Source organism: Pseudomonas syringae (assembly GCF_001698815.1).
Lineage (GTDB): Bacteria > Pseudomonadota > Gammaproteobacteria > Pseudomonadales > Pseudomonadaceae > Aquipseudomonas > Aquipseudomonas syringae_A.
The window spans coordinates 32,889-58,027 of sequence record NZ_LGSI01000001.1 but is presented as its reverse complement, the minus strand read 5'-3'; the positions used below and the strand labels follow the sequence as shown (position 1 = coordinate 58,027).

Sequence of the window (25,139 nt, the reverse complement as noted above, 5' to 3'; positions counted from 1 at the left end):
CCTCCTCGCGGATAAATCCGCTCCTACGAATACGGCCCCCGCATTTCAGGAGTACCCCAATGACCACTGCAAGAAAAATTCCCGAGCCGGATCTGAATTACCTGCAGAAAGTCCTGTTGGAAATGCTCGCGATCCCAAGCCCCACCGGTTTCACCGACACCATCGTGCGCTACGTCGCCGAGCGTCTTGAAGAACTGGGCATCCCGTTCGAACTGACCCGGCGCGGGACCATTCGCGCCACCCTGAAGGGCAAGCAAAACAGCCCGGACCGCGCGGTTTCTGCACACCTGGACACCATCGGCGCCGCCGTGCGCGAAGTGAAAGACAATGGTCGCCTGTCGCTGGCACCGATTGGTTGCTGGTCGAGCCGTTTTGCCGAAGGCAGCCGGGTCAGCGTGTTCACCGACAACGGCGTGATTCGTGGCAGCGTGCTGCCGCTGATGGCGTCCGGGCATGCGTTCAACACTGCGGTCGATGAGATGCCGATCAGCTGGGACCACGTCGAACTGCGCCTCGACGCTTACGCCACGACCAAGGCCGATTGCGAATCCCTGGGCATTGGCATTGGCGACTTCGTGGCCTTTGATCCGCTGCCGGAATTTACCGAGAGTGGGCATATCAGCGCTCGCCATCTGGACGACAAGGCAGGCGTGGCAGCATTGCTCGCGGCGCTCAAAGCCATCGTCGACAGCGGCGCTGAACCGCTGATCGATTGCCACCCGCTGTTCACCATCACCGAAGAAACCGGCACCGGCGCGGCGGGCGTATTGCCGTGGGACGTCAGTGAGTTCGTCGGCATTGATATCGCGCCAGTTGCGCCGGGCCAGCATTCCAGCGAGCACGCAGTCAGTGTCGCGATGCAGGATTCGGGCGGGCCTTACGATTACCATCTGTCCCGGCATTTGTTGCGCCTGGGTGCTGAAAACGAACTGCCGGTGCGCCGTGACATGTTTCGCTATTACTTCAGCGATGCCCATTCGGCGGTCACCGCCGGGCATGACATTCGCACTGCCCTGCTGGCCTTCGGCTGCGACGCGACCCACGGCTACGAACGCACGCATATTGACAGCCTCGCCGGTCTGAGCCGGTTGCTGGGCGCCTACATGCTCAGCCCGCCAGTCTTCGCCAGCGACGCAAAACCGGCGACGGCGTCCCTTGAGAAATTCAGTCATCAGATTGAACATGACGCGCAGATGGAATCGGACACCCGTGTACCAGCGGTGGACAGCCTGATCGGGCAGAATCGGGAAGAGGTGGAGTAGTCCGCAAGTCTGTTGGAGCGAGGCTTGCCCGCGATTGGTTCAGGCGACACATGGCTTGGCTGACCTACCGCCTTCGCGGGCAAGCCTCGCTCCAACAAGCCCCGTGCACTATCATCGCCGGGAATTGATGCGAGAACTCTTATGCTGATCCCCTACGACCAACTCGAAGCTGACACCCTCACCCGCCTGATCGAAGATTTCGTTACCCGCGAAGGCACCGACAACGGCGATGACACGCCTCTGGAAACCCGCGTATTACGCGTTCGGCATGCATTGAACAAAGGCCAGGCGGTGATCTTCTTCGATCTGGAAAGCCAGCAGTGCCAGTTGATGCTCAAGCATGAAGTGCCCAAGGAATTCTTCGACTGAGCGTCCACTCAGGGCCGATGCTGTGGTTCGCTCTCTGCATGCTGCTGTGACAGGCGCTGGGCGATGCGCCGGTACACCTCGGCCCGATGCACTTTGATATGGCTGGGGGCAGTGATGCCAAACCGTACCTGATTGCCCTGGATGGCCAGAATCTGCACGGAAATGTCATCGCCAATAGAGAATGTTTCGCCTATTTCCCGCGTTAGTATCAGCATTTTCCTACTCTCATTATTGTTAAAGAGAGTCAGATTGCATCGGCGGTTTGTGCCCATCAATGCACAGACGGAAAATCAGTAGCGTCCTTCACGCCCACCGGATAAGCCCGAAGGAAACGTCCTACATTCAATAGAAGAACGCCTATGCAGCGCGGGATTATGGGGTGGACCAGCGCGGACCGAACAGGATAATCGTCGCGCCGATTACACACAGCGCGGCACCGAGCCAATCGGAATTCAAGGGTCTGACCCGCTCGATGACACCCAGCCAGGTGATGGACGCAATGATGTAGATACCGCCATACGCCGCGTAGGCGCGCCCGGCATAAGTCGCCTCCACTCGAGTGAGCAACAGCGCGAACAGGGTCAGGCTGATCAGCCCGGGAATAATCCAGAGCGCACTTTTACCCAGACGCAGCCACATCCAGAAGGCATAACAGCCGGCAATTTCGAACAAGGCGGCAAGGAAAAACCATAGGTAGTTGAGCAAGGAGAGTTCTCGTCAAAAGTTGCCGGTGAATGGCGGCAACCCTATCAGAAAGCGCAGAAGGCTAGAAATCAGGATGCATAATCCGGCAGGAGGGACTTGTTCCCGAAAATTCGACCCGGCGACGTTGAAATCTGAATTATCCGTTTGCCCTGAAAATCGTCTTCGGGGACAAGTCCCCTCCTACACAAGTCCCCTCCTACAATGGTTTCCCTGTTTGAGGGTCGACAGCGCGGCATCTGCGCTAACGGCGACGCATCTTCTCCGACATCGCCGCCATCTCGTCATACAGCAACTGCGGATTCTTGCACTTGAGTTGCCAGGCAATGCGCCCTTGCTCGTGGGGCAGGATCATGAATTCACCTTGGGCGACCTGCTCGAAGATGTAGTCGGCGATTTCGCTGGCAGTGATCGGCGAGCTCTCCAATAACTTGCCGACCTGCGCTTTCATGGCTGGCGTCGGCCCACGGAAAGAGTCCAGCAGGTTGGTCTGGAAAAACGATGGGCAGACCACATGCACGCCAATCTCCTGTTGGCGCAATTCAATCAACAGGCTCTCTGACAAGGCCACCACACCGGCCTTGGCGACGTTGTAGTTGCTCATGGCCGGGCCCTGCATCAAGGCCGCCATGGACGCAATGTTGATGATTTTTCCCTTGCTGACTTCCAGCAACGGCAGAAACGCCTTGCAGCCCTTGACCACACCCATGAGGTTGATCGCGATTTGCCAGTCCCAGTCTTCCAGGGACAGCTCGCTGAAGAAGCCACCAGAGGCAACTCCAGCGTTATTGACGATGGTGTCGATGCCGCCGAATTTTTCTTCACAGGCCTGGGCGAAAGCGGTCAGCTGACTGTAGTCGCGCACATCGCAGCGCTGAACGAAACCATCACTGCCGGCCTCGCGGACAAGTTTGAGCGTCTCCTGCAGGCCTGCATCGTTGACATCGGACAATGCCAGACGCCAGCCTTCACGGGCCCAGCGCAACGCGATTTCGCGACCCAGGCCTGACCCGGCGCCAGTGATCATGATGCGATTTTGCATAGGGGAACGCCTTGTCTTTGCGAAGAAGATAAGCCGCAGTGTAACCACTGAAAATGCCAATCCAACCCACCATCAAGGCGCTGAATGACTGAGGCAAACCCTGCGTTACAAGGATTTGCGGCGCGACCATCGACGACTGGCCAGCCAGCTGTAAACCACCAGGTTGCAGAGCACGACAATCCCGCCCAGCCACAGTTGAATCTGCGGAGTCAGGCCTGCGGGATAGATCAGCGGGATCAGGTAATGTTCGATAAAACCACCGTCGTAGCCCTCAGTGCCGGCCCGGCTGCGCAACGCGTTCTCCAGCGGGGTCAACGGGCAATAGAAATGGAAAAACTCCACCACTGCGCCCCACACCAACGCCGGAATATGCAGGATCACCAGCCAGCGCCAACGCAGCACCAGCAGCCCGCCAAATAATACGAACAAAATGAACAACACATGCACCACGACGACGGCGTCGGCTGCCAGGCGAAAAAACATGGGGTAAATCCTGCTGCGGTGCGGTTATAAAAGCGAGATCTTTCAACTCGGGTTAAAGTTCAATAATCCACTGATAAATATAAATATTTTATTATTTTCAGGCTTTCTTGAACCTGACATGGACTTTTTCCGAAACACGATAGTCGGAGTAGTTAAGCAGCACAAACTTTACGCCGGTTCGGCAAAAGCTTGAACTGTTAAAGCCACTCCACGAACACCAGAAGGAACTCGTCATGGGCATCGGCACAATTCTTATCATTATTCTGATCTTGCTGCTGGTTGGCGGTCTGCCGGTATTCCCGCACTCCCGCAGCTGGGGTTACGGGCCGTCGGGCATCATCGGCACCATCCTGGTTATTCTGTTGATATTGGTATTGCTCGGAAAAATATAACTTCCCGGCTTTAGCCAAAAAAACCCCGCCAATTCGGCGGGGTTTTTTATTTCGTTGGATAAACTCTTAGTTTGTAGTTTTAGCCGACCAAACGATTCGCGGGCAAGCCTCGCTCCAACGGAAGTCGCTCTGCTTTTGACTTTTGCCTTTTCGTGCACAATTACAGACACAACACCAGCAACCGATACAAACAAAAACGCCCCGAATCATTCGGGGCGTCTTGTCTTGCGGTTACGTCACATCAGCCAAATCAGTGCGACACCGCGCCGCTGGCACCCAGGCCAGTCTGCGAGCGTACGAACTGCGGGTAGAACAAGGCGCGCTCGCCCTCCGCCGCTTTAGACTTGTCGGTGATGGAGAAGAACCAGATACCGACGAAGGCGATGGCGATAGAGAACAGCGCCGGGTATTCGTACGGGAAGATGGCTTTCTCATGGTGCAGGATCGACACCCAGATGGTCGGACCAAGGACCATCAGCACCACGGCGCTGATCAAGCCCATCCAGCCGCCGATCATGGCGCCACGGGTGGTCAGGTTTTTCCAGTACATGGAAAGCAGCAAGATCGGGAAGTTACAGCTCGCCGCGATGGAGAACGCCAGGCCAACCATGAACGCGATGTTCTGGCTTTCGAAGGCGATGCCCAGAAGGATGGCCACGATTGCCAGGGCAATGGTGGTGATCTTCGAAACGCGGATCTCGTCTTTCTCGTTGGCTTTGCCGGCCTTGATCACGCTGGCATACAAGTCATGAGAAACCGCCGAAGCACCCGCCAGGGTCAAACCGGCAACCACTGCCAGGATGGTGGCGAAGGCAACTGCCGAGATGAAGCCCAGGAACAGACTGCCACCGACCGCATCGGCCAGGTGAACCGCTGCCATGTTGTTACCGCCCAACAGCGCACCCGCTGCGTCCTTGAACGCCGGATTGGTGCTGACCAGCAGGATCGCGCCGAAGCCGATGATGAAGGTCAGGATGTAGAAGTAGCCGATGAAACCGGTGGCATACAGCACCGACTTACGGGCTTCTTTCGCATCGCTTACGGTGAAGAAGCGCATCAGGATGTGCGGCAGGCCAGCGGTACCGAACATCAGTGCCAGACCCAGGGAGAACGCCGAGACCGGATCCTTGACCAGACCGCCCGGGCTCATGATCGCTTCACCTTTAGGGTGAACCTTGACCGCTTCGGAGAACAGCACGTTGAAGTCGAAGTTGACGTGTTTCATGACCATCAGGGCCATGAACGACGCACCGGACAACAGCATCACGGCCTTGATGATCTGCACCCAGGTGGTTGCGAGCATGCCGCCGAACAGCACATACAGGCACATCAGGATACCGACCAACACCACCGCAACCGCGTAGTCCAGCCCGAACAGCAGCTGGATCAGCTTGCCGGCGCCAACCATCTGCGCGATCAGGTAGAACGCAACCACCACCAGCGAACCGCAGGCGGACAGGGTACGGATCTCTTTCTGCTTGAGGCGATAGGACGCCACGTCAGCGAAAGTGTACTTACCCAGGTTACGCAAGCGTTCGGCGATCAGGAACAGAATGATCGGCCAGCCCACCAGGAAGCCGATCGAGTAGATCAGGCCGTCGTAGCCGGAGGTATAAACCAGCGCGGAGATACCCAGGAAAGAAGCGGCGGACATATAGTCACCCGCAATCGCCAGACCATTCTGGAAGCCGGTGATCTTGCCACCCGCCGAATAGTAGTCTGCTGCTGTCTTGTTCTTCTTCGATGCCCAATAAGTGATGTACAGGGTAAAGCCGACGAAAATGACGAACATGATGATCGCCGAAACGTTCAGCGGTTGTTTCTGCACAGCGCCAGTCAACGCTTCTGCCGCCCAGAGGGACGGCGCGAAGGCGGCCAGGCCGAATACTGCCAAGAGGCGCCGGATCATTGCTGAGCCTCCTTCAGGATCGCGTTGTTCAGGTCATCGAATTCACCGTTTGCGCGGTGAACATAGATCGCTGTGAGAATGAACGCAGACAGGATCAAACCGACCCCGATAGGCATTCCCCAGGTAATCGTTGATGTCGGGCTTAACTTGGCCCCCAGAATGTGGGGTCCATAAGCAATCAAAAGAATAAAGGCCGCATACAGGCCAAGCATGATCGCCGAGAGAATCCAGGCGAAGCGCTCTCTTTTTGATACCAGCTCCTTGAAACGGGGGCTGTTTTGAATCGAGAGGTAAATGCTGTCGTTCATTGTTTTTGTCCTCGCAGCACAGATGAGATGTCACACATTCACTTTAGTCAGGTCTGGCGCGCGCTCCAGACGACCTTAGTATTAGAACGACACTGTAGGACCGGCTTTAGCCGGGAGGAAGTCAATTGACCACCCACAAAAAAGCCGCCCGGTCGTTGAACCGGGCGGCTTTGGTGTGACGTCAGATGCGGAGGCTTATTTGCCGGTCCACTCTTTGACGCGGTCCGGGTGCTTGGCGACCCAGTCCTTGGCGGCGGCTTCAGGTTTGGCGCCGTCCTGAATGGCCAGCATCACTTCACCGATCTCATCCTTGGAAGTCCATTGGAACTTCTTCAGGAAGTCGACAACTTCCGGAGCCTTGGCGGCCAGTTCTTTGCTGCCGATGCTATCCACGGTTTCAGCTGCACCGTAGACACCCTTTGGATCTTCGAGAAACTTCAACTTCCACTTGGCGAACATCCAGTGTGGCACCCAGCCAGTCACCGCGATGGATTCTTTCTTATTCTCGGCACGGGTCAGCTCGGCAATCATGCCGGCGCCGGAACTGGCCTGCAGTTTGTAGCCATCCAGACCGTAGTCCTTGATGGCCTGATCGGTCTTGAGCATGACGCCCGAACCGGCATCGATCCCGACAATTTTATTCTTGAATGTCGTATCGGTCTTGAGATCTTCGATGCTCGTGGCTTTCACGTACTCAGGCACGATCAAGCCGATCTTGGCGTCCTTGAAGTTGGAACCGTAGTTCACCACGTTGTCTTTGTTCTTGGTCATGTACTCGCCATGAGTGACCGGCAGCCAGGCCGACAGCATCATGTCCAGTTTGCCGGTAGCCACGCCTTGCCACATGATCCCGGCCGCAACGGCTTGCAGTTTTACGTCATAACCGAGCTTCTGCCTGATCACTTCCGCTGCAACGTTCGTTGTGGCAACGCTATCGGACCAACCGTCGACATAGCCAATGCTCACTTCTTTGGCCGAGGCCAGCGTGGAACTGACAGCAAGGGCCAGAGCGGCACTCACGCCCAGGATTTTTCGCATCTTCATCGTTACTTCCCCGGTAGTCCTGCGCCCGACGGCGGTCGGGCATCGTTGACGTTGTTATTAAGGTCGCAGGCCGCGCCCAACTTTGGAGCACCGCGCACCTTTCACGCTTCAACCACTGTTGCGAACGATGACCAGCACCGTGTCGACGCCTTGATAATCAACCGTGCCGATGTTGGGACATGCTCTGTCAGCGACGTCAATGCATCGGGAAACGACATCACACGGCCATCAACGACATCCATGTCGTAAAACGCGCTTTGATCCGTCCGGAAATTGCATGCCAAAAGCATCGCAGCGAACACCCGTTGAAAAATGCGCAATCGACTGACCTCGCCGCCGACGATTGGGGCGATGCTAAGATGCGGCCTTCGCCCCATTTCGGCCCGATCATGCCCGCCACTTCCCGCTCATTCCTTGTGCCCTATCTGTTCGCTTGCCTGCTTGGCGTGATTGCCATGTGCAGCTACTGGTACGCGATGGGCAAGCCGGTGATTCTCCCGGACGCTGCCACCCCGACCCATAAGCTGCAATGTGCGTCGTACACGCCGTTCGACAAGGATCAGTCACCGTTCGACCAGCCCTTCAAGCTGCGGCCCGAGCGCATGGATGCCGACCTGGCCCTGCTCGCCACGCGCTTCGAATGCATTCGCACTTACTCGATGACAGGCCTGGAAGCGATCCCCGCATTGGCCCGCAAACATGGGTTGAAGCTGATGCTGGGCGCCTGGATCAACAGCAATCCACAGGACACGGCCAAGGAAGTCGACGCGCTGATTGCTTCGGCTAATGCCAATCCAGATGTTGTAACGGCAGTAATCGTCGGCAACGAAGCCTTGCTGCGCAAGGAAGTCACCGGCGCGCAGTTGGCGAAGCTGATTGGTCAAGTCAAAAGCCAGGTAAAACAACCGGTGACCTATGCCGACGTCTGGGAGTTCTGGCTGCAATACCCGGAAGTCGCACCGGCCGTGGACTTCCTGACCATCCACTTGCTGCCTTACTGGGAAGACGACCCCAAAGGTATCGACGACGCACTGGCACACGTGGCGCAGATCCGGCAAATATTCGGCAGCAAATTCGCGCCCAAGGACATCGTGATTGGCGAAACCGGCTGGCCCAGCGAAGGCCGCCAGCGGGAAACCGCGCTACCGAGCCGGGTCAACGAAGCGAAGTTTATCCGTGGTTTCGTTGCCATGGCCGAACAGAATGGCTGGCACTACAACCTGATCGAAGCGTTCGACCAACCCTGGAAGCGCGCCGCCGAAGGTGCGGTTGGCGGCTACTGGGGATTGTTCGACGCTGATCGACAGGAAAAAGGCGTGCTGGCAGGGCCGGTATCCAATCTGGGTTGGTGGCCGTTCTGGCTGAGCGTCAGCGGGGGCATTTTCCTGCTGGCCCTGGCGTTTGCCGGGCGTGTCGACAATCGCAGCAACGCGCTGATTCTGCCGTTGCTGGCCGCGCTGGGCGCTTGTTGTATCGGCACCTGGGGTGAACTGGCGCGCATCACCAGTCGCTTTTACGGCGAATACCTCTGGGCCGCCTTGCTGGTGGGCTTGAATCTGTTGGTGATGGCCCATGCGGCACTGGTGCTTTCAGCGAGTGACGGATGGCGCAGCAAAGCGCTGTTGTGGTTCGAGGCGCGGGCCGGCTGGCTGGTGGCAGCGTCGGGATTCGCTACGGCGATCATGATGCTGGCGCTGGTGTTTGATCCGCGCTACCGCAGCTTTGCGACGCCGACATTGATTGTGCCCGCGCTCTTCTATCTGGCGCGCCCCGTGGCGGTCCCCCGTCGTGAAGTTGCGCTATTGACGTTTATCGTCGGTGCAGGCATCGCGCCACAACTGTTCCGCGAAGGCCTTGCCAATCAGCAAGCGCTCGGCTGGGCGCTGGTCAGCGTGCTGATGACCGCGGCATTGTGGCGCTGCTTGCGGGTGCGGCAGCAGCAATCCGTTACGGCAATGCGAACCGCGCCGTCGGTGTAACCCGACCAACGCTGACGGAAACATATTGTGTTACCTCTTCGGTACAGCGAACGCTGCAAGCGGGTAACACGGAAACAAACGGTATGGTTTTTTGCCTGACCCGCTTCGGTAACTACAGCCTAAGCCCTTGTTTTTAAAGCATTCTCAAAAGTTGGCACAGCTCCTGCTATATCTCTGACATAACAAGAATAAAAAGCGGCATACCTAATAAGAACAAGACGTAACGGCTCTGACATAACAAAAACAACGGCACAGAGACGCAGCTAACAGATTTTTTTGGAGTGGATCAGCTTTACAGAAGCGCCGTAAGGAGCTTCGCAACCGGGCAGAGAACAATAAAACTACCCTCAGGTAGCTCCCGAACTGGTTGGATCAGATGCATTGATCAAAGCGAGTCAGCGCTCAAAAAAATACGTTTGCTCTTGATCCCGCATGGGGATCGCACAAGAACGCAGTAAAGGGACCGGTCGCCAAAAACAAGAACAGACCACCCTAAAATAATAAAAATAGAGCATGCAAAACGATTTAAAAGGGGAGCTTCGGCTCCCCTTTATGCTGTCTGGGTTTTGGGTTTTGGGTTTTCTAGATTCGTTGGAGCGAGGCTTGCCCGCGAACCAGATTTTTAGTCGACCTATTTATCGCCTGTAACGACCCTTTCGCGGCAAGCCTCGCTCCCACGAAACGTATTGCACTTCCAAAAAACTGGATCAGCCCATTTGCTTCGGTGCCCGAACCAGTCGCAGCCCCGCAATCACCACCGCAAAAACCCCGATGCTTGCGCTATAAAGGACCAACGCTGGAATCCCCAGCAGCAGCGCCAGCACTGCCAGTCGCCATCCCGCGATGCCCGGCAAACAGAACGCCACCAGTGAAACTGCCACTGCCGACCAGGCGATGACCCCGAAATGGATCATCCAGCCCAACCCTGAACGCAACTGGCATTCCCATTGCAAGGCTTCACTGGCACAGATGCCAACCCATTGCGCGTCTTCCATCAACAGGTAACGCACGCCATAACTGGCACCGAACCAAAGTGGCAGCAGGATCAGCAGCAGAATCAAGGGCAAACGGCGAGGCATCAAGGACTCCATTCGGGGCAAAAACCCTGGCGCGAAATGGCGCCCAGAATAGCCTTCCCGCCTCGCCATGCAAGGGCTGTAGGCGATATTAAAAGCACAGTGCTGCGCAATTGATGCAACAGAACGTGTATTGTCTCGAAGATTTTACGAAACTTAGCCTGTCAGTGCGGCACTTTGGCACTCGATCAGCGGTCATAGCCCGCGTACCTCATCAGCACTTCGTTCCCAAGGGATTTAGTCATGCTCCGTTTTCTGCGCTTTGCTGCCGTCATTGGCGGCCTCTGTTTGAGTGCGTCCGCTATGGCGGTCAATGTCGACCCCGCCACTTATGGCTTCCCTCTGACCAACCCGTTCGAAGCGACCATCGCCACGACACCTCCGGATCTACGCCCGGATCTGCCGGCTGATGAGGATATCGACCAAGACGATTACACCCTCAACCTGCACCCTGAGCGCGAGTTCACTCTGCCGGATAACTTCTGGGCGGTGAAGAAATTGCGTTATCGCCTGGCCAAGCAGGATCACCCGGCACCGCTGATCTTCCTGATCGCGGGCACCGGCGCACCCTATAACAGCACTTTGAACGAGTTTCTGAAGAAGCTTTATTACGGCGCCGGCTATAACGTGGTGCAACTGTCTTCGCCGACCAGCTATGACTTCATGAGCTCGGCCTCGCGTTTCGCAACGCCAGGTGTCTCCAAGGAAGATGCCGAAGACCTGTACCGCGTCATGCAGGGCGTTCGCGCGCAGCAGAGCAAACTGCAAGTTACCGACTATTACCTGACCGGTTACAGCCTGGGCGCACTGGATGCTGCATTCGTCGCCCACCTGGATGAAACCCGTCGCAGCTTCAACTTCAAGAAAGTCTTGCTGATCAACCCGCCGGTGAACCTTTACACGTCCATCACCAACCTCGACAAACTGGTGCAGACCAACGTCAAGGGCATCGACAACAGCACCACGTTCTATGAACTGGTTCTGGAAAAGCTGACCCGTTACTTCCGTCAGAAAGGCTATATCGATCTCAACGACGCACTGCTCTATGACTTCCAGCAGTCCAAGCAGCATTTGACCAACGAACAAATGGCCATGCTGATCGGCACGTCATTCCGTTTTTCCTCGGCTGATATCGCGTTCACTTCCGATTTGATCAACCGTCGCGGTCTGATCACGCCACCGAAGTTTCCGATCACCGAAGGCACCAGCCTGTCGCCGTTCCTCAAGCGCGCGCTGCAATGCGACTTCGATTGCTACCTGACCGAACAAGTCATCCCGATGTGGCGCGCGCGTACCGACGGCGGCAGCCTGCTGCAACTGGTCGATCAAGTAAGCCTGTATGCGCTCAAGGATTACCTGCACACCAGCACCAAGATCTCCGTCATGCACAACGCTGACGACGTGATCCTGGGCGCCGGCGACCTGGGCTTCCTACGCAAGACTTTCGGTGATCGTCTGACCGTTTATCCTTACGGCGGACATTGCGGCAACCTTAATTACCGCGTCAACAGCGACGCCATGCTGGAGTTTTTCCGTGGCTAAACGTCTTTTACTCATCGCCGCCCTGCTCTGCTCGGGCGCGACCTATGCCGCTGACGCGACCAACAGCAACCTTGCGGCCCACCCCGCAACCGTCGCCCGCGAGGACGATGCAGACGGCTTCACGCATCCGCTGAACGCATTGAAGTTCAATCCGGGCCTGGACCAGCGGGAGTTCGAACGCGCCACCCTCAACGCGCTGGAAGTCTACGACCCGCTGGAGTCGATGAACCGTCGGGTCTACCACTTCAACTATCGCTTTGACGAATGGGTGTTCCTGCCAGTAGTCAACGGCTACAAATATGTCACGCCAAGCTTCCTGCGTACTGGCGTCAGCAACTTCTTCGCCAACCTGGGCGATGTGCCTAACCTGCTGAACAGCCTGCTGCAGTTCAAGGGCAAGCGCTCGCTGGACACCACCGGTCGCCTGCTGGTCAACACCACCATCGGCATCGCCGGCCTGTGGGACCCGGCAACCATGATGGGCCTGCCGCGCCAGAGCGAAGACTTCGGTCAGACCCTGGGCTTCTACGGCGTACCTGGCGGCCCCTACCTGGTCTTGCCGTTTCTCGGCCCGTCGAACCTGCGTGACACCGGCGGCCTGGTATTCGACTTCGCTGCCGAATCCCAGATCAATTTCCTGAACGTCTCGCAAGTCAGCCAGGACCATCCGGAAATCTACGCCCTGCGCATCGTCGACCGCCGCTACACCACCAGCTTCCGCTACGGCCAGATGAACTCGCCGTTTGAGTACGAGAAAGTGCGCTACGTCTACACCGAAGCCCGCAAGTTGCAGATTGCCGAATAACTGAAAGGCTTCACAGGAACGGCCAACCGGAGTGATCGGGTTGGCCGTTTTTTTATGGGGGAGAACCAAACCCCGTGGCGACCGACTTGTTGGGGGGGAGTCTAGGCTGACCGCGTTTTTTTGTGGGAGCGTTCGGTGGTCACGACGTCCGCGAAGCGGTGTGTCAGGCAGATTTATATCGCTGCCTCACGTTGCTCGTGAGCTCCCACAAGGCTGCGACCAATCTAAATAAACGATTAATGGCATGCAAAATCAGCACCCATTCATCAACCCGACAGGCATAACATAGCCAGCATTCCCACTCGAGGAGCAGGTTCATGACTCATTTTCGCAAAGTGCTGTCGATCCAGGTCGGCCAACCCACTTCGGACGGTGCCGGCGTCAGCCTGACCCGTGTGTTCGGTGGGCCGGGTGTCGAGCAGTTTGATCCATTTCTGATGCTTGATGAGTTCGGTTCGGACAAGCCGGACGAATACATCGCGGGCTTTCCGCCGCATCCGCATCGGGGTTTCGAGACAGTGACTTACATGCTCGAAGGCCGCATGCGTCACGAGGATCACATGGGCAACGTCGGCTTGCTTCAGGGCGGCGGCGTGCAGTGGATGACGGCGGCGCGGGGCATTATTCACAGTGAGATGCCGGAGCAGGAAGAAGGCGTGATGCGCGGCTTCCAGCTGTGGCTGAACTTGCCAGGCAAAACCAAGCTGAGCGATGCCAGTTACCAGGACATCCAGCCGGAAAACATCCCGCGCCTGACCACCGAGGCCGGTGTTGAGGTGGTGGTGATTGCCGGTCAGTTCGACGATGGCGTGGTGCAACAAGCTGGCGCCGTGCAGCGTCCGGATACCGAGCCGCAGTATTTCGACTTTCATATGCCGGCCGGCAGCAGCATCAGCCCGCGCCTTCCTGAAGGTCACCGCGCGCTGCTGTATGTCTATGAAGGCGCTCTGGAGGTTGCCGGTCAGCCGCAAGCGGTCAGCGCCAGCCGTCTGGTGCGTTTGTCCAATGAGGGCGAACTGCAACTGAGCAGCGCCGTCGGGGCTCGGGTGTTGTTGATTGCCGGTAAGCCGCTGGGCGAACCCATCGTGCAGTACGGCCCATTCGTGATGAATACGCGGGAAGAGATCGAACAGGCACTGCGGGATTTTCGCGATGATCGGTTGACGGCTTGAGTCTGGCTGTTTTGGTGAGCTTTTGTGGGAGCGAGCTCGCTCCCACAAGGCCCGACTAACGTTACAACCGCAAAAACCGCTTCAACTGCTCACCCTGGGCAATCGCGTCGTAGCGGCCCAGTTCGATCAGTTCGCTGCAATATCCCGCTTCGAACAGCAGATAGCTCAGCACGCTGGCGCCGCTGGTTTTGGTTGCACCGGGTCCGCGTAGAAAAGTGCGCAGTGCCGGCGGTAATTCGCGGCGGTGGCGGGCGGCTATCTGGTCGATTGGCTGGCTGGGGGCGATCACCAACACCTCCACCGGTGCCAGACCTTGCTGGCGTATGCGCTGCTCACTGGGCAGCAAGTGGCTAAGCAGATTCATGCGCTCCAGCACTTCGATGTCGCTTTCGAGGCTGTCGATGAAGGTGCTGTTGAGCAAGTGCCCGCTGATCTGCGCCAGACTCGGTTGCCCGCCCGTGGTTACCCGGCGCACGTCACGATTGGCGTCGGCACCACGCGGGTTACCGCTGACACCGACCACCAGCACTCGATTTGCGCCCAGATGCAAGGCCGGGCTGATCGGCGCTGACTGGCGCACGGCACCGTCACCGAAATATTCCTGATCGATTTTCACTGGAGCGAACAGCAGCGGAATTGCTGAACTGGCCAGCAGATGCTCGATGGTCAGCTGGGTCGGAACACCCACGCGACGGTGACGCAGCCATGGATCGATAGTGCCTTTGCCCTGATAGAACGTCACCGCGTGCCCGGATTCGTAACCGAACGCCGTCACTGCCACCGCGCGCAAATGCCGCGCCTGGATAGCCGCGTCGATACCGTCCAGATCCAGCCGTTCAGTCAGCAGGTCTCGCAGCGGTGAGCTGTCGAGAAGCGCGACCGGGATCTGCGAGCCCAAACCGAGCAAGCTTTTACCGAGGAAACGTGCGGCCTGTCGGCTGACCCCCGGCCAGTCACTGCGCAGTACCTGATGGCTGCGAAAGCCTTGCCAGAACTCGGTGAGTTGATGGATCGCGGTGCGAAAATGCAAGGCGCCACTGGCCAGTTTCACAGCATTGATCGCCCCGGCCGAGGTGCCGACGATGACCGGGAACGGATTAGGTGCGCCAACTGGCAGCAAGTCGGCAATTCCCGCCAACACGCCCACCTGATAAGCCGCTCGGGCGCCGCCCCCGGACAGAATCAACCCAGTGACGGGTTCGACGTCATTCACAGCGTCCATCGCAATGGCGTTTTCGAGCATGTGGGCGGCAGCCTCGGGTCATTTACGCTTCTTATACAGCTTCGCTTCGCCCACCGGTCGGCTTTTAAAGCGTCGATGCGCCCAAAGATACTGCGCCGGGCATTCAGTGATGGCACTTTCTACCCATTGATTGATACGCAGGCAATCCGCCTCGTCGCTTTCACCGGGAAAATCCTGCAGCGGCGGATGAATCACCAACCGATAACCGCTGCCATCGGCCAGACGCTGCTGAGTGAAGGGCACGACCTGGGCGCGGCCCAGCTTGGCGAACTTGCTGGTCGCCGTCACCGTTGCCGCCTGAATACCGAACAGCGGCACAAAGACGCTCTGCTTCGCGCCGTAATCCTGATCCGGCGCGTACCAGATAGCGCGGCCGGCACGCAGCAGCTTGAGCATGCCGCGCACGTCTTCGCGTTCCACGGCCAGGGAATCCAGATTGTGCCGCTCGCGGCCGCGACGCTGAATGAAGTCAAACAGCGCGTTTTTGTGCTCGCGGTACATGCCGTCAATGGTGTGTTGCTGCCCCAACAACGCCGCCCCCACTTCCAGCGTGGTGAAATGCAACGCCATGAGAATCACGCCCTGGCCTTGTTGCTGGGCGGTTTGCAGGTGCTCCAGCCCTTCGATATGGGCGAGTTTGGCCAGACGCTCTTTTGACCACCACCAACTCATGGCCATTTCAAAGAAGGCGATGCCGGTGGAAGCGAAGTTTTCCTTGAGCAGGCGCTTGCGTTCAACCTTGGTCAAATGGGGGAAACACAGCTCCAGATTGCGCGAGGCAATGTATTTTCGATCAGTGGCAAATCGATACATGACCGCACCCAGGACACGGCCAATGATCAGCAGCACGCGAAATGGCAGCTGGACAACCAGCCATAGCAGCCCCAGCCCAAGCCACAATGGCCAGAATCGGGGGTGAAGAAAAGAGGCTCTAAAACGCGGGCGATCCATCAAGGCTTCCGTCAGAAGAATGGCCGCGCATTCTACATCGGTTCGACCCGGCTTGCGGCTAGCGGGCGTTCTCGTTATAAGTCTCGGCACTTTTAGCGACAAGCTGTTGTATTTCGACCATGAGCCAAATCGAATCGCAAGACCAGGATCCCGTCTTCCAACTGAAGGGCAGCATGCTGGCCATCACGGTGCTGGAGCTGGCCCGGAACAATCTTGAAGCGCTCGACCGTCAATTGGCGGCGAAGGTGGCGCAGGCGCCGAATTTCTTCAGCAACACCCCGTTGGTGCTGGCGCTGGACAAGCTTCCAGCCGATGGTGGCCCGGTGGATCTGCCCGGCCTGATGCGCATCTGCCGCCAACACGGCCTGCGCACCCTGGCGATTCGTGCCAATCGCATTGAAGACATCGCCGCCGCCATCGCCATCGATCTGCCAGTATTGCCGCCGTCTGGCGCCCGGGAGCGTCCACTGGACCCGGCCGAAGGTGAAGCGGCCAAGCCAAAAATCGAAAAACCGCCCGAGCCGACGATCAAGCCTACCCGGGTCGTAACCTTGCCCGTGCGCGGTGGACAACAGATCTATGCTCAAGGCAGCGACCTGATCGTGATTGGTCCGGTGAGTCCCGGTGCGGAACTTCTTGCCGATGGCAACATCCATGTTTACGGCCCTATGCGCGGTAGAGCATTGGCAGGCATCAAGGGCGACACCAAGGCGCGGATTTTCTGCCAGCAATTAGGCGCCGAACTGATCTCGATTGCCGGGCAATACAAGGTATCCGAAGACTTGCGCAGGGACCCGCTGTGGGGATCCGCCGTACAGGTCAGCCTGTCCGGTGACGTGTTGAACATCATCCGGCTTTAACGGATACTGCGCCATTTTTAAAGCATCTCTGATTCGTCGCGAAAACGTAGCAAAGGTTGTAGGAAATCCGGGGATCTTCACTTTTCCGGCACATCTCCCTTCGATTCAGAAGTCAGGGTTGAGTAATTTCCATCATTGTTCGACTGCCGCCGCTTCAAGAGACGCTCTTCAGGGACTAACTGTCCTTTTCCTCTAGGGGTGAAACACCTTGGCCAAGATTCTCGTAGTTACATCCGGCAAGGGCGGTGTGGGCAAGACCACCACCAGCGCCGCGATCGGTACCGGCCTCGCATTGCGCGGCCACAAAACAGTTATCGTCGACTTCGACGTCGGCCTGCGTAACCTCGACCTGATCATGGGCTGCGAGCGACGCGTGGTGTATGACTTCGTCAACGTGGTCAATGGCGAAGCAACGCTGACCCAGGCGCTGATCAAAGACAAACGCCTGGAAAATCTTTACGTGCTGGCCGCCAGCCAGACCCGCGACAAGGACGCCCTGACAGTCGAAGGCGTCGAAAAAATCCTCATGGAGCTCAAGGAGACGTTCGAATACGTCGTCTGCGATTCTCCTGCCGGTATCGAGAAAGGCGCTCACCTGGCCATGTACTTCGCCGATGAAGCGATTGTCGTGACCAACCCGGAAGTGTCCTCGGTACGTGACTCGGACCGCATGCTGGGCCTGCTGGCCAGCAAATCCCGGCGCGCCGAGCGTGGCGAAGATCCGATCAAGGAACATTTGCTGCTGACCCGCTATAACCCTGAGCGCGTGGTCAATGGTGAAATGCTCGGCGTTGAAGACGTTGAAGAAATCCTCGCGATCCGTTTGCTGGGCGTAATCCCGGAATCCCAGGCAGTCTTGAAGGCTTCCAACCAGGGTGTTCCGGTCATCCTCGACGACCAGAGCGACGCCGGTCAGGCCTACAGCGATGCTGTGGATCGCTTGCTGGGCAAGGAAGTGGCGCACCGGTTCCTCGATGTGCGTAAAAAGGGCTGGATAGAGCGGTTGTTCGGAGGCAAATAATGAACATTTTCGACTTCTTTCGTGCCAGCAAAAAGGTCAGCACCGCGTCGGTGGCGAAAGAGCGTCTACAGATCATCGTGGCGCACGAACGCGGCCAGCGTACGACCCCGGACTATCTCCCAGCCTTGCAGAAAGAACTGGTGGAAGTGATCCGTAAATACGTCAACATCGGCTCCGATGACGTGCAGGTTGCTCTGGAAAACCAGGGCAGCTGTTCGATCCTGGAACTCAATATCACCCTGCCAGATCGTTGATCCGGCGGGTGCCCGCGGCGGTATACGCGGTGTTCTGCAAAGAGCATCGTCTATGCCGCCGTTGGCGTTTCTCGCGTTTCGAGGCCGTTACACATGCCGTTGTCGAACATCCGCATCATTCATCAGGACGCTGCCGTCCTGGTGGTCGATAAGCCGACCCTGCTGCTTTCCGTTCCCGGCCGTGCCGAGGACAACAAGGATTGCCTGATTACCCGCCTGCAGGAAAACGGTTACCCCGAAGCCCGAATTGTCCATCGCCTGGACTGGGAAACTTCCGGAATCATCCTGCTCGCCCGCGACCCGGACACCCATCGCGAACTGTCCCGGCAGTTTCATGACCGGGAAACCGAAAAAGCCTACACCGCCCTGTGCTGGGGCCAACCGACGCTGGACAGCGGGCGCATTGATCTGCCGCTGCGCTACGATCCGCCGACCAAGCCTCGGCATGTGGTGGATCACGAAGTCGGCAAACACGCGCAGACCTTCTGGAAGGTTCTGGAACGTTGCGGCGATTACTGCCGTGTCGAGTTGACACCGATTACCGGCCGCTCCCATCAATTGCGGGTACACATGCTTTCAATTGGCCATCCGCTGCTGGGTGACGGGTTGTATGCGCATGCCGAGGCGCTGGCCGCTTTTCCACGCCTGTGTCTGCACGCCAGTATGCTGGCGTTTACCCATCCGCAAACTGGCGAGCGGTTGCGGTTTGAGTGTCCGGCGCCGTTTTGATGGTGTCCCGGCAATCCTGTAGGAGCCAACTTGTTGGCGAGTCCTGCGTTATCAGGATTCACGCCTCGCGAACAAGTTCGTTCCTTGTATGTTGTCAGCGGACTCGATCAGGCGTTACTTATTCTGGCGCCGCGCTTCGAATCGGGTCGCATCAATAGCATTCGCGGTGCGGCTTAGTCCGGTTTCGCCCTGACGGTCGAGTCCTTTTGTTTCGGCAAAAGGACGAAACCATCTGCGCTGACGTCCGGCCCCTGCTTCGCAGCGGTTCCTTCGACTCCGGTGCCGTGGGGTGGGTACGCACCGACGCGCCATCCCTGGCGCAACGGCGCTCGACCGGCATCCATGCCGGTCGCCCCACCCCACGACACCTGCGCTCAGCCTCCCGACGCGCGTTTGGCGGTGTCTGCCAGATCGCGGCACGGAAAATCAAAAGCAAATCCGCGTTGCGGATTTTTCTGCCTGTCTCACCGCAATCTCGGGCCGGTGAATATGCGCAGAACGCATGGGCGACACAATTGCGACTTGTGGACGGCCGAGCGCAGGTATTGCGTAGTGGGTGATTCGGCATGGATGCCGAATTAGCCGCACTGGGCCAGGGATGGCCCTTTGCGGCGACCCACGGAGCAATGCCGGAGCGAGGGAAGTCTGAGCCTTGGCGAAGACCCGGGCAAAGGAGCGAGACCTTTTGGTTACTTTTGGGGCGTTTGCCAAAAGTGACCCGCTGTAAGAGCGGAACCATAATTTCAGCAGACGCGATAATGGATATGTTCGCGATTGAAGAGACCAAAACAAACCCACAACCACACGCCCCACCCCAATACGGTAAACTCGCGCCATTGCTGTCTGGAGTAACTTATGCGCGAAGAGCTGAACCAAGGTCTGATCGATTTCCTCAAGGCCTCTCCTACACCGTTCCATGCCACTGCCACTATCGTTCAACACCTGGAAGCCTCCGGTTTTCAGCGTCTGGACGAGCGGGAAACCTGGTCCACCGAAACCAGCGGGCGTTACTACGTCACCCGCAACGATTCTTCGATTGTCGCGTTCCGCCTGGGTCGCCAGTCACCGCTGACCGGCGGTATCCGCATGGTAGGCGCGCACACCGACAGCCCGTGCCTGCGGGTCAAGCCGCAGCCTGAGTTACAGCGCCAGGGTTTCTGGCAGCTGGGCGTCGAAGTCTATGGCGGCGCCCTGCTCGCCCCGTGGTTTGACCGCGACCTGTCGCTGGCCGGACGCGTCACGTTCCGCCGCGACGGCAAGGTCGAAAGCCAGCTGATCGACTTCAAGCTGCCGATTGCCGTGATCCCGAACCTGGCGATCCACCTCAATCGCACCGCCAACGAAGGCTGGCCGATCAATCCGCAACTCGAATTGCCGCCGATTCTGGCTCAGGTGGCCGGTGACGAACGTGCGGACTTCCGCGCCCTGCTCACTGACCAATTGGCCCGTGAACATGGCCTGAATGCCGACGTCGTGCTCGACTACGAGCTGAGCTTCTACGACACCCAGAGCGCTGCGGTGATCGGGCTCAATGCTGACTTCATCGCTGGCGCGCGCCTGGACAACCTGCTGTCCTGTTACGCCGGACTGCAAGCGCTGCTCAACACCGATAGCGACGAAACCTGTCTGCTGGTCTGCACCGATCACGAAGAAGTCGGTTCGTCCTCAACCTGCGGTGCTGATGGTGCGATGCTGGAACAGATCATCCAGCGCCTGCTGCCCGATGGCGAAGATTACGTGCGCACCATTCAGAAATCGTTGCTGGTGTCTGCCGACAACGCGCATGGCGTGCACCCCAACTACGCCGAAAAGCACGACGCCAACCATGGCCCGAAACTCAACGCCGGCCCGGTGATCAAGGTCAACAGCAACCAGCGTTACGCCACCAACAGCGAAACCGCCGGATTCTTCCGTCATCTGTGCATGGCTGAAGAAGTGCCGGTGCAAAGCTTCGTAGTGCGCAGCGACATGGCCTGCGGCTCGACCATCGGCCCGATCACGGCCAGCCATCTGGGCGTACGCACGGTGGATATCGGCCTGCCGACCTTCGCCATGCACTCGATTCGTGAACTGGCGGGCAGCCACGACCTGGCGCATCTGGTGAAAGTACTCGACGCGTTTTATGCGAGTCATGAGTTGCCTTGATATCTCATGAGTGCGTTGGAGCGAGGCTTGCCCGCTAATCGGCTGTAGAAGCGACTGTAGGAGCGACTTTAGTCGCGAAGGCGTCAATTGCCCTCCCGACTAAAGCCGGTCCTACAGCAAGCCTCGCTTCAACGGTCGCTCTCCGAAACCCGACCTAGACTTAAGGCATCTGACTCCGGAGGGTCGATGCCATGAACGCCTTTTATGCAATGCTGCTGCCGATCATGATCGGGATGTTGCTGTTGTGCATCGGCTTCAGTTACCAGGAGCGCGGTGGCGGTGTGTTCATGATCTGGCTGGGGATGATGCTGATGCTGGGCACGATCGGCTTCAAGATTCTGGAAAAGCTTGCCTGAACGTCAACCTCAGGCAATGCGCGGTCCGCAGGGGAGAAAAGCTGCTCGCCAAGCCCGCAGACCACTCGTAAACTCATCGCTCACTCATGCCTGGGATGACCGCTGACGCAGCTCAGTATCAGGCAACTCGATGTCGACTTGAGGTTTACCGCCCGGTGACTGCTTTCCCCCGCTGTTGTTTGCTGACCCGCCTGCTTTTTGTCTGCCTGCTGGCCTTGTTTCCCATCGCCGCAGCTCAGGCGGTCGCTCTGCCGGGCGTGCTGGGCGGCGGGCAGAAAACCCAGCCGCAGGCGCAGGAACCGCTGGGGCAGTCCCTCGATGAAGTGATCAAGACCCTGGAAAACGACCAGCAACGCAGCCAGTTGCTGGCCGACCTGAAAAAACTTCGCGACGCCACGCAAAAAGCCCAGCCCGGCACCGATCAGGGCGTGCTGGGGTTGATCGGCAGCACCTTGAGCGACTTCGAGAAAAAATTCGCCGGTGAAGACAGTCCGATCAGGCGCTGGTCCGAAGAAATCGATCTGGCTCAGGATGAACTGCTGGCGCTGGCCTTGCCGGCCAGGGAGTGGCTGCCAATCATCTTCGGTTTCGCCCTGGTGCTGTTGCTCTGGAGTCTGTTGGCCGCCGCGCTGATCTGGCTCGGCCACTGGGTGCGGGTGCGTTTCGGCTTGTCTGAAGATCTGCCGCAAAATCCCGGCACCCTCGACATGCTGCGCTTTGCCTTGCGCAAATTAGGGCCATGGCTGATCGCACTGGTGATCACGGTTTATCTGAGCTATTCCCTGCCCTCTTCCCTGGGCAAGGATCTGGCGATGGTGCTGGCCTATGCGCTGGTGGTCGGCACGCTGTTTTCGGCAATCTGCGTCATCGCTTTTTCGGTACTCGACGGACCGCATCGCCACCGGGCCTTGTACATCCTGCGTCACCGGGCCTTCCGTCCGTTGTGGCTGATCGGCAGTTTCGCGGCATTCGGTGAGGCACTGAGCGACCCGCGCCTGATCGCCAGCCTTGGCGTGCATCTGGCCCACACGGCCGCGACCTTCGCCAATGTCATGGCGGCGCTGTCCACCGGCTTGTTCATCCTGCGGTTCCGGCGGCCCATCGCGCATCTGATCCGCAACCAGCCGCTGTCCCGACGCCTGACCCGCCGCGCCCTGACCGATTCCATCGAGATCATCGGCAGCTTCTGGTACGTGCCCGCCTTGATGCTGGTGGGTGTGTCGCTGTTTGCCACGTTCTTTTCCGCGGGCGATACCAGCACCGCATTGCGCCAGGCCTTGTTATCCACGGTGTTGCTGGTGGTCGGCATGGTCATCAATGGCCTGGTGCGCCGTCATGCCATGAGGCCGCGTCATGGCCACAAACGTCACGCCTTGTATTCCGAGCGCCTGCACAATTTTTTCTACACCCTGATGCATCTGCTGGTCTGGCTGGTGTTTATCGAGCTAGGCCTGCGGGTCTGGGGCCTGTCGCTGATTCGTTTCGCCGAGGGTGATGGCCACGACATCAGCATGAAACTGATCAATCTGTCCGCCACGCTGATGTTCGCCTGGCTGGTGTGGATTCTCAGCGACACCGCCGTGCATCACGCCTTGACGCGCTCGCGCAAAGGGCTGGCCAATGCCCGGGCGCAGACCATGATGCCGCTGATTCGCAACGTGCTGTTCGTGGCGATTTTCATCATTGCGCTGATCGTCGCCCTGGCGAACATGGGTATGAACGTCACGCCGCTGCTGGCGGGTGCCGGTGTGATCGGCCTGGCCATCGGTTTCGGCGCCCAGTCATTGGTGGCGGACTTGATCACCGGGCTGTTCATCATCATCGAGGATTCGCTGGCCATCGATGACTATGTGGATGTCGGCGGGCATCTCGGCACTGTCGAAGGCCTCACCATTCGCACCGTTCGCCTGCGGGATATCGACGGCATCGTGCATACGATCCCGTTCAGCGAAATCAAAAGCATCCAGAATTACTCCCGGGAATTCGGCTATGCGATTTTCCGCATCGCCATCCCTTCAAGCATGAACATCGACGATGCGCTGAAGATGATCCGCGATGTGGGTCAGAAGATGCGCACCGACCCGTTGCAGCGCCGCAACATCTGGTCGCCGCTGGAGATTCAGGGCGTGGAAAGCTTCGAGTCGGGTAACGCGATCCTGCGCGCCCGCTTCAAGACCGCGCCGATCAAGCAATGGGAAGTGTCCCGGGCCTTCAACCTGTCGCTGAAACGCCATCTGGATGAGGCCGGGATGGACCTGGCGATGCCAAGATTGAGCGTGCAGGTGATGACGGCCGGAAGTGCGGAGCGCAAGGAGCTGAAGTCGGGAAACTAGGGCCTGTTGGAGCGAGGCTTGCCCGCGAAGAACGATAACGTGGAGGGCCTGGTCTACCGAGGCGTCTGATTCGCGGGCAAGCCTCGCTCCAACGGGTCGCGGGCTCAAATATCCTTCACCACCGCACTCACATGAATCGCATCATGGCGCCAGTATTCGAGGTCGCAGTCGATCAGCCGCCCTTGCTGATCGAAATTGACCCTGGCGATGCGCAATCCCGGGCTACCCAGAGAAACCTTCAAGGCTGCCGAGGCTTCGGCGTGCAGCGCGGTGGGCACCATTTCGAACTGGACCTGGCCGTAGCGCAGGTTGTACTGGCTGGCGTACAGCTCGGTCAGTGACTGATTGAGGTCGTAATCGAGAATTCCGGGGAAGTATTCCGGGTTCAGGTAATGCTCCACGTACAGCACCAGCCGTTGATCAATACGTCGTGCGCGGCAGATCTGGATCACGCTGGACAGCGCTGGCAACTGGAGCAGCTCGCAGATTTTTGCTGAAGCCGGCTGCAAGCGCGCGCTGATCACCTGCGTCTCGGCAATCCTGCCCTGGGCGCTGACCATCGCGTGAAAGTGACTGCGCCGCATCAGGTCATAGGCCAGACGCGGCGGCGAAATGAACCAGCCACGGCGCTCCTCGCGATAAATCAAACCCAGTGCTTCGAGCTGCACCAGCGCTTCGCGCAAGGTAATGCGGGTGGTATCGAACACTTCGCTGAGTTTGCGTTCGGCGGGCAACTTGCTGCCGGGCGGCAGCAAGCCATGTTCGATCTGCTCTTGCAGCGCATTGCAAATCGTCGTCACCGCACGTGGTACGTCTTCGCGCATCAAGTTACCTATCTGGACTAGACCAGCGCCATTTCGGGGCACCGGCTGCTCGGGGCGCACCGCACGATGCGTGCGAACAGCCTATGGAGCGTAGATGACTATTGAGTGACAAGGCGCATCACAAACCATGCCAAGCCAGCTTTCTAAAAACGCTTAGCCCTTGCAGATCAACCATTTGCCCATGGTCTACGCTTACGCGACGGCCTGCGTCTCGCCTCGGGACGAAGCCACCAAAAAGCCATGCCGACATGAAAATGTCATTGAACGAGCCTAACTTGGCTCAGGTATTGCTGACCTAGACCAACCCACCCGCAACGATCACTTCTAAAAATCTTGAA

The 25,139-nt window shown here is 58.3% G+C and carries 25 protein-coding genes; 14 read left to right on the top strand and 11 right to left on the bottom strand.

Going from position 1 to position 25,139, the window contains the following annotated elements; all coding sequences use genetic code 11:
- Positions 1-59: 59 nt before the first annotated feature.
- The gene (locus AFK24_RS00225; protein WP_065831328.1) at positions 60-1,262 is read left to right on the top strand and encodes an osmoprotectant NAGGN system M42 family peptidase; all 1,203 of its coding nucleotides are present in this window, start codon (positions 60-62) and stop codon (positions 1,260-1,262) included.
- 141 nt (positions 1,263-1,403) lie between these two features.
- Entirely contained in the window at positions 1,404-1,631 is a 228-nt protein-coding gene (locus AFK24_RS00220; protein WP_020290434.1) for a YheU family protein, read from the top strand.
- A gap of 8 nt (positions 1,632-1,639) precedes the next feature.
- Here the strand turns inward: AFK24_RS00220 and csrA are convergent, their stop codons facing one another.
- From csrA to AFK24_RS00200, 4 genes are all read right to left on the bottom strand, one after another.
- On the bottom strand, positions 1,640-1,846 hold the full coding sequence (csrA, locus tag AFK24_RS00215) for a carbon storage regulator CsrA (RefSeq protein WP_065831327.1): 207 nt from the start codon (positions 1,844-1,846) through the stop codon (positions 1,640-1,642).
- A gap of 157 nt (positions 1,847-2,003) precedes the next feature.
- On the bottom strand, positions 2,004-2,336 hold the full coding sequence (locus tag AFK24_RS00210; protein ID WP_065831326.1) for a YnfA family protein: 333 nt from the start codon (positions 2,334-2,336) through the stop codon (positions 2,004-2,006).
- A gap of 241 nt (positions 2,337-2,577) precedes the next feature.
- On the bottom strand, positions 2,578-3,375 hold the full coding sequence (locus tag AFK24_RS00205) for an SDR family oxidoreductase (RefSeq protein WP_065831325.1): 798 nt from the start codon (positions 3,373-3,375) through the stop codon (positions 2,578-2,580).
- Positions 3,376-3,480: 105 nt separating this feature from the next.
- Complete coding sequence (locus AFK24_RS00200; protein WP_065831324.1) at positions 3,481-3,858, bottom strand: DUF2784 domain-containing protein; 378 nt, start codon at positions 3,856-3,858, stop codon at positions 3,481-3,483.
- 233 nt (positions 3,859-4,091) lie between these two features.
- Here AFK24_RS00200 and AFK24_RS00195 point away from each other — a divergent pair, with 233 nt between their 5' ends.
- Entirely contained in the window at positions 4,092-4,250 is a 159-nt protein-coding gene (locus AFK24_RS00195; protein ID WP_080481998.1) for a DUF3309 family protein, read from the top strand.
- A gap of 250 nt (positions 4,251-4,500) precedes the next feature.
- On the opposite strand, the gene AFK24_RS00190 is transcribed toward AFK24_RS00195, so the two are convergent.
- From AFK24_RS00190 to AFK24_RS00180, 3 genes are all read right to left on the bottom strand, one after another.
- A complete protein-coding gene (locus AFK24_RS00190; protein WP_065831323.1) occupies positions 4,501-6,159 on the bottom strand; it encodes a cation acetate symporter in 1,659 nt (552 codons plus the stop codon).
- Positions 6,156-6,467, bottom strand: a complete 312-nt coding sequence (locus AFK24_RS00185) for a DUF485 domain-containing protein (protein ID WP_065831322.1) — start codon at positions 6,465-6,467, stop codon at positions 6,156-6,158. Before AFK24_RS00185 ends, AFK24_RS00190 begins: the two co-directional genes overlap by 4 nt.
- Positions 6,468-6,662: 195 nt before the next feature.
- Positions 6,663-7,511 carry a glycine betaine ABC transporter substrate-binding protein gene (locus AFK24_RS00180; RefSeq protein WP_065831321.1) on the bottom strand — a complete coding sequence of 283 codons (849 nt, stop codon included), beginning with the start codon at positions 7,509-7,511 and terminating at the stop codon, positions 6,663-6,665.
- Positions 7,512-7,870: 359 nt separating this feature from the next.
- On the opposite strand from AFK24_RS00180, the gene AFK24_RS00175 reads away from it, so the two are divergent.
- A complete protein-coding gene (locus AFK24_RS00175; protein WP_065831334.1) occupies positions 7,871-9,490 on the top strand; it encodes a glycosyl hydrolase family 17 protein in 1,620 nt (539 codons plus the stop codon).
- A gap of 707 nt (positions 9,491-10,197) precedes the next feature.
- Here the strand turns inward: AFK24_RS00175 and AFK24_RS00170 are convergent.
- A complete protein-coding gene (locus AFK24_RS00170) occupies positions 10,198-10,569 on the bottom strand; it encodes a hypothetical protein (protein WP_065831320.1) in 372 nt (123 codons plus the stop codon).
- Positions 10,570-10,809: 240 nt separating this feature from the next.
- Here AFK24_RS00170 and AFK24_RS00165 point away from each other — a divergent pair, with 240 nt between their 5' ends.
- The 3 genes from AFK24_RS00165 (at position 10,810) to AFK24_RS00155 (ending at position 14,085) form a co-directional block, all read left to right on the top strand.
- The gene (locus AFK24_RS00165; RefSeq protein WP_065831319.1) at positions 10,810-12,108 is read left to right on the top strand and encodes a serine/threonine protein kinase; all 1,299 of its coding nucleotides are present in this window, start codon (positions 10,810-10,812) and stop codon (positions 12,106-12,108) included.
- Positions 12,101-12,913: an MlaA family lipoprotein gene (locus tag AFK24_RS00160; RefSeq protein ID WP_065831318.1), complete on the top strand. Its 813-nt coding sequence runs from the start codon at positions 12,101-12,103 to the stop codon at positions 12,911-12,913. Before AFK24_RS00165 ends, AFK24_RS00160 begins: the two co-directional genes overlap by 8 nt.
- A gap of 317 nt (positions 12,914-13,230) precedes the next feature.
- Entirely contained in the window at positions 13,231-14,085 is an 855-nt protein-coding gene (locus AFK24_RS00155; protein WP_065831317.1) for a pirin family protein, read from the top strand.
- 61 nt (positions 14,086-14,146) lie between these two features.
- On the opposite strand, the gene AFK24_RS00150 is transcribed toward AFK24_RS00155, so the two are convergent.
- The gene (locus AFK24_RS00150) at positions 14,147-15,328 is read right to left on the bottom strand and encodes a patatin-like phospholipase family protein (protein WP_065831316.1); all 1,182 of its coding nucleotides are present in this window, start codon (positions 15,326-15,328) and stop codon (positions 14,147-14,149) included.
- An 18-nt stretch (positions 15,329-15,346) separates the two neighbouring features.
- Positions 15,347-16,279, bottom strand: coding sequence for a lipid A biosynthesis lauroyl acyltransferase (locus AFK24_RS00145; RefSeq protein WP_065831315.1), 933 nt, complete (start codon positions 16,277-16,279; stop codon positions 15,347-15,349).
- 119 nt (positions 16,280-16,398) lie between these two features.
- On the opposite strand from AFK24_RS00145, the gene minC reads away from it, so the two are divergent.
- The 7 genes from minC (at position 16,399) to AFK24_RS00115 (ending at position 23,977) form a co-directional block, all read left to right on the top strand.
- Positions 16,399-17,139, top strand: a complete 741-nt coding sequence (minC, locus tag AFK24_RS00140) for a septum site-determining protein MinC (protein ID WP_065831314.1) — start codon at positions 16,399-16,401, stop codon at positions 17,137-17,139.
- A gap of 208 nt (positions 17,140-17,347) precedes the next feature.
- Positions 17,348-18,160 carry a septum site-determining protein MinD gene (gene minD / locus AFK24_RS00135; RefSeq protein ID WP_020290795.1) on the top strand — a complete coding sequence of 271 codons (813 nt, stop codon included), beginning with the start codon at positions 17,348-17,350 and terminating at the stop codon, positions 18,158-18,160.
- Positions 18,160-18,414, top strand: coding sequence for a cell division topological specificity factor MinE (gene minE / locus AFK24_RS00130; RefSeq protein ID WP_020290796.1), 255 nt, complete (start codon positions 18,160-18,162; stop codon positions 18,412-18,414). The genes minD and minE overlap by 1 nt, the downstream gene beginning before the upstream one ends.
- 93 nt (positions 18,415-18,507) lie before the next feature.
- The gene (locus AFK24_RS00125; RefSeq protein WP_065831313.1) at positions 18,508-19,143 is read left to right on the top strand and encodes an RluA family pseudouridine synthase; all 636 of its coding nucleotides are present in this window, start codon (positions 18,508-18,510) and stop codon (positions 19,141-19,143) included.
- 855 nt (positions 19,144-19,998) lie between these two features.
- Entirely contained in the window at positions 19,999-21,288 is a 1,290-nt protein-coding gene (locus AFK24_RS00120; RefSeq protein ID WP_065831312.1) for a M18 family aminopeptidase, read from the top strand.
- A gap of 191 nt (positions 21,289-21,479) precedes the next feature.
- A complete protein-coding gene (locus AFK24_RS31105) occupies positions 21,480-21,644 on the top strand; it encodes a hypothetical protein (RefSeq protein WP_170826270.1) in 165 nt (54 codons plus the stop codon).
- Between the two features lie 155 nt (positions 21,645-21,799).
- The gene (locus AFK24_RS00115) at positions 21,800-23,977 is read left to right on the top strand and encodes a mechanosensitive ion channel domain-containing protein (protein ID WP_240500318.1); all 2,178 of its coding nucleotides are present in this window, start codon (positions 21,800-21,802) and stop codon (positions 23,975-23,977) included.
- Between the two features lie 104 nt (positions 23,978-24,081).
- Here the strand turns inward: AFK24_RS00115 and AFK24_RS00110 are convergent, their stop codons facing one another.
- Entirely contained in the window at positions 24,082-24,801 is a 720-nt protein-coding gene (locus tag AFK24_RS00110) for a UTRA domain-containing protein (RefSeq protein ID WP_065831310.1), read from the bottom strand.
- Positions 24,802-25,139: the final 338 nt, after the last annotated feature.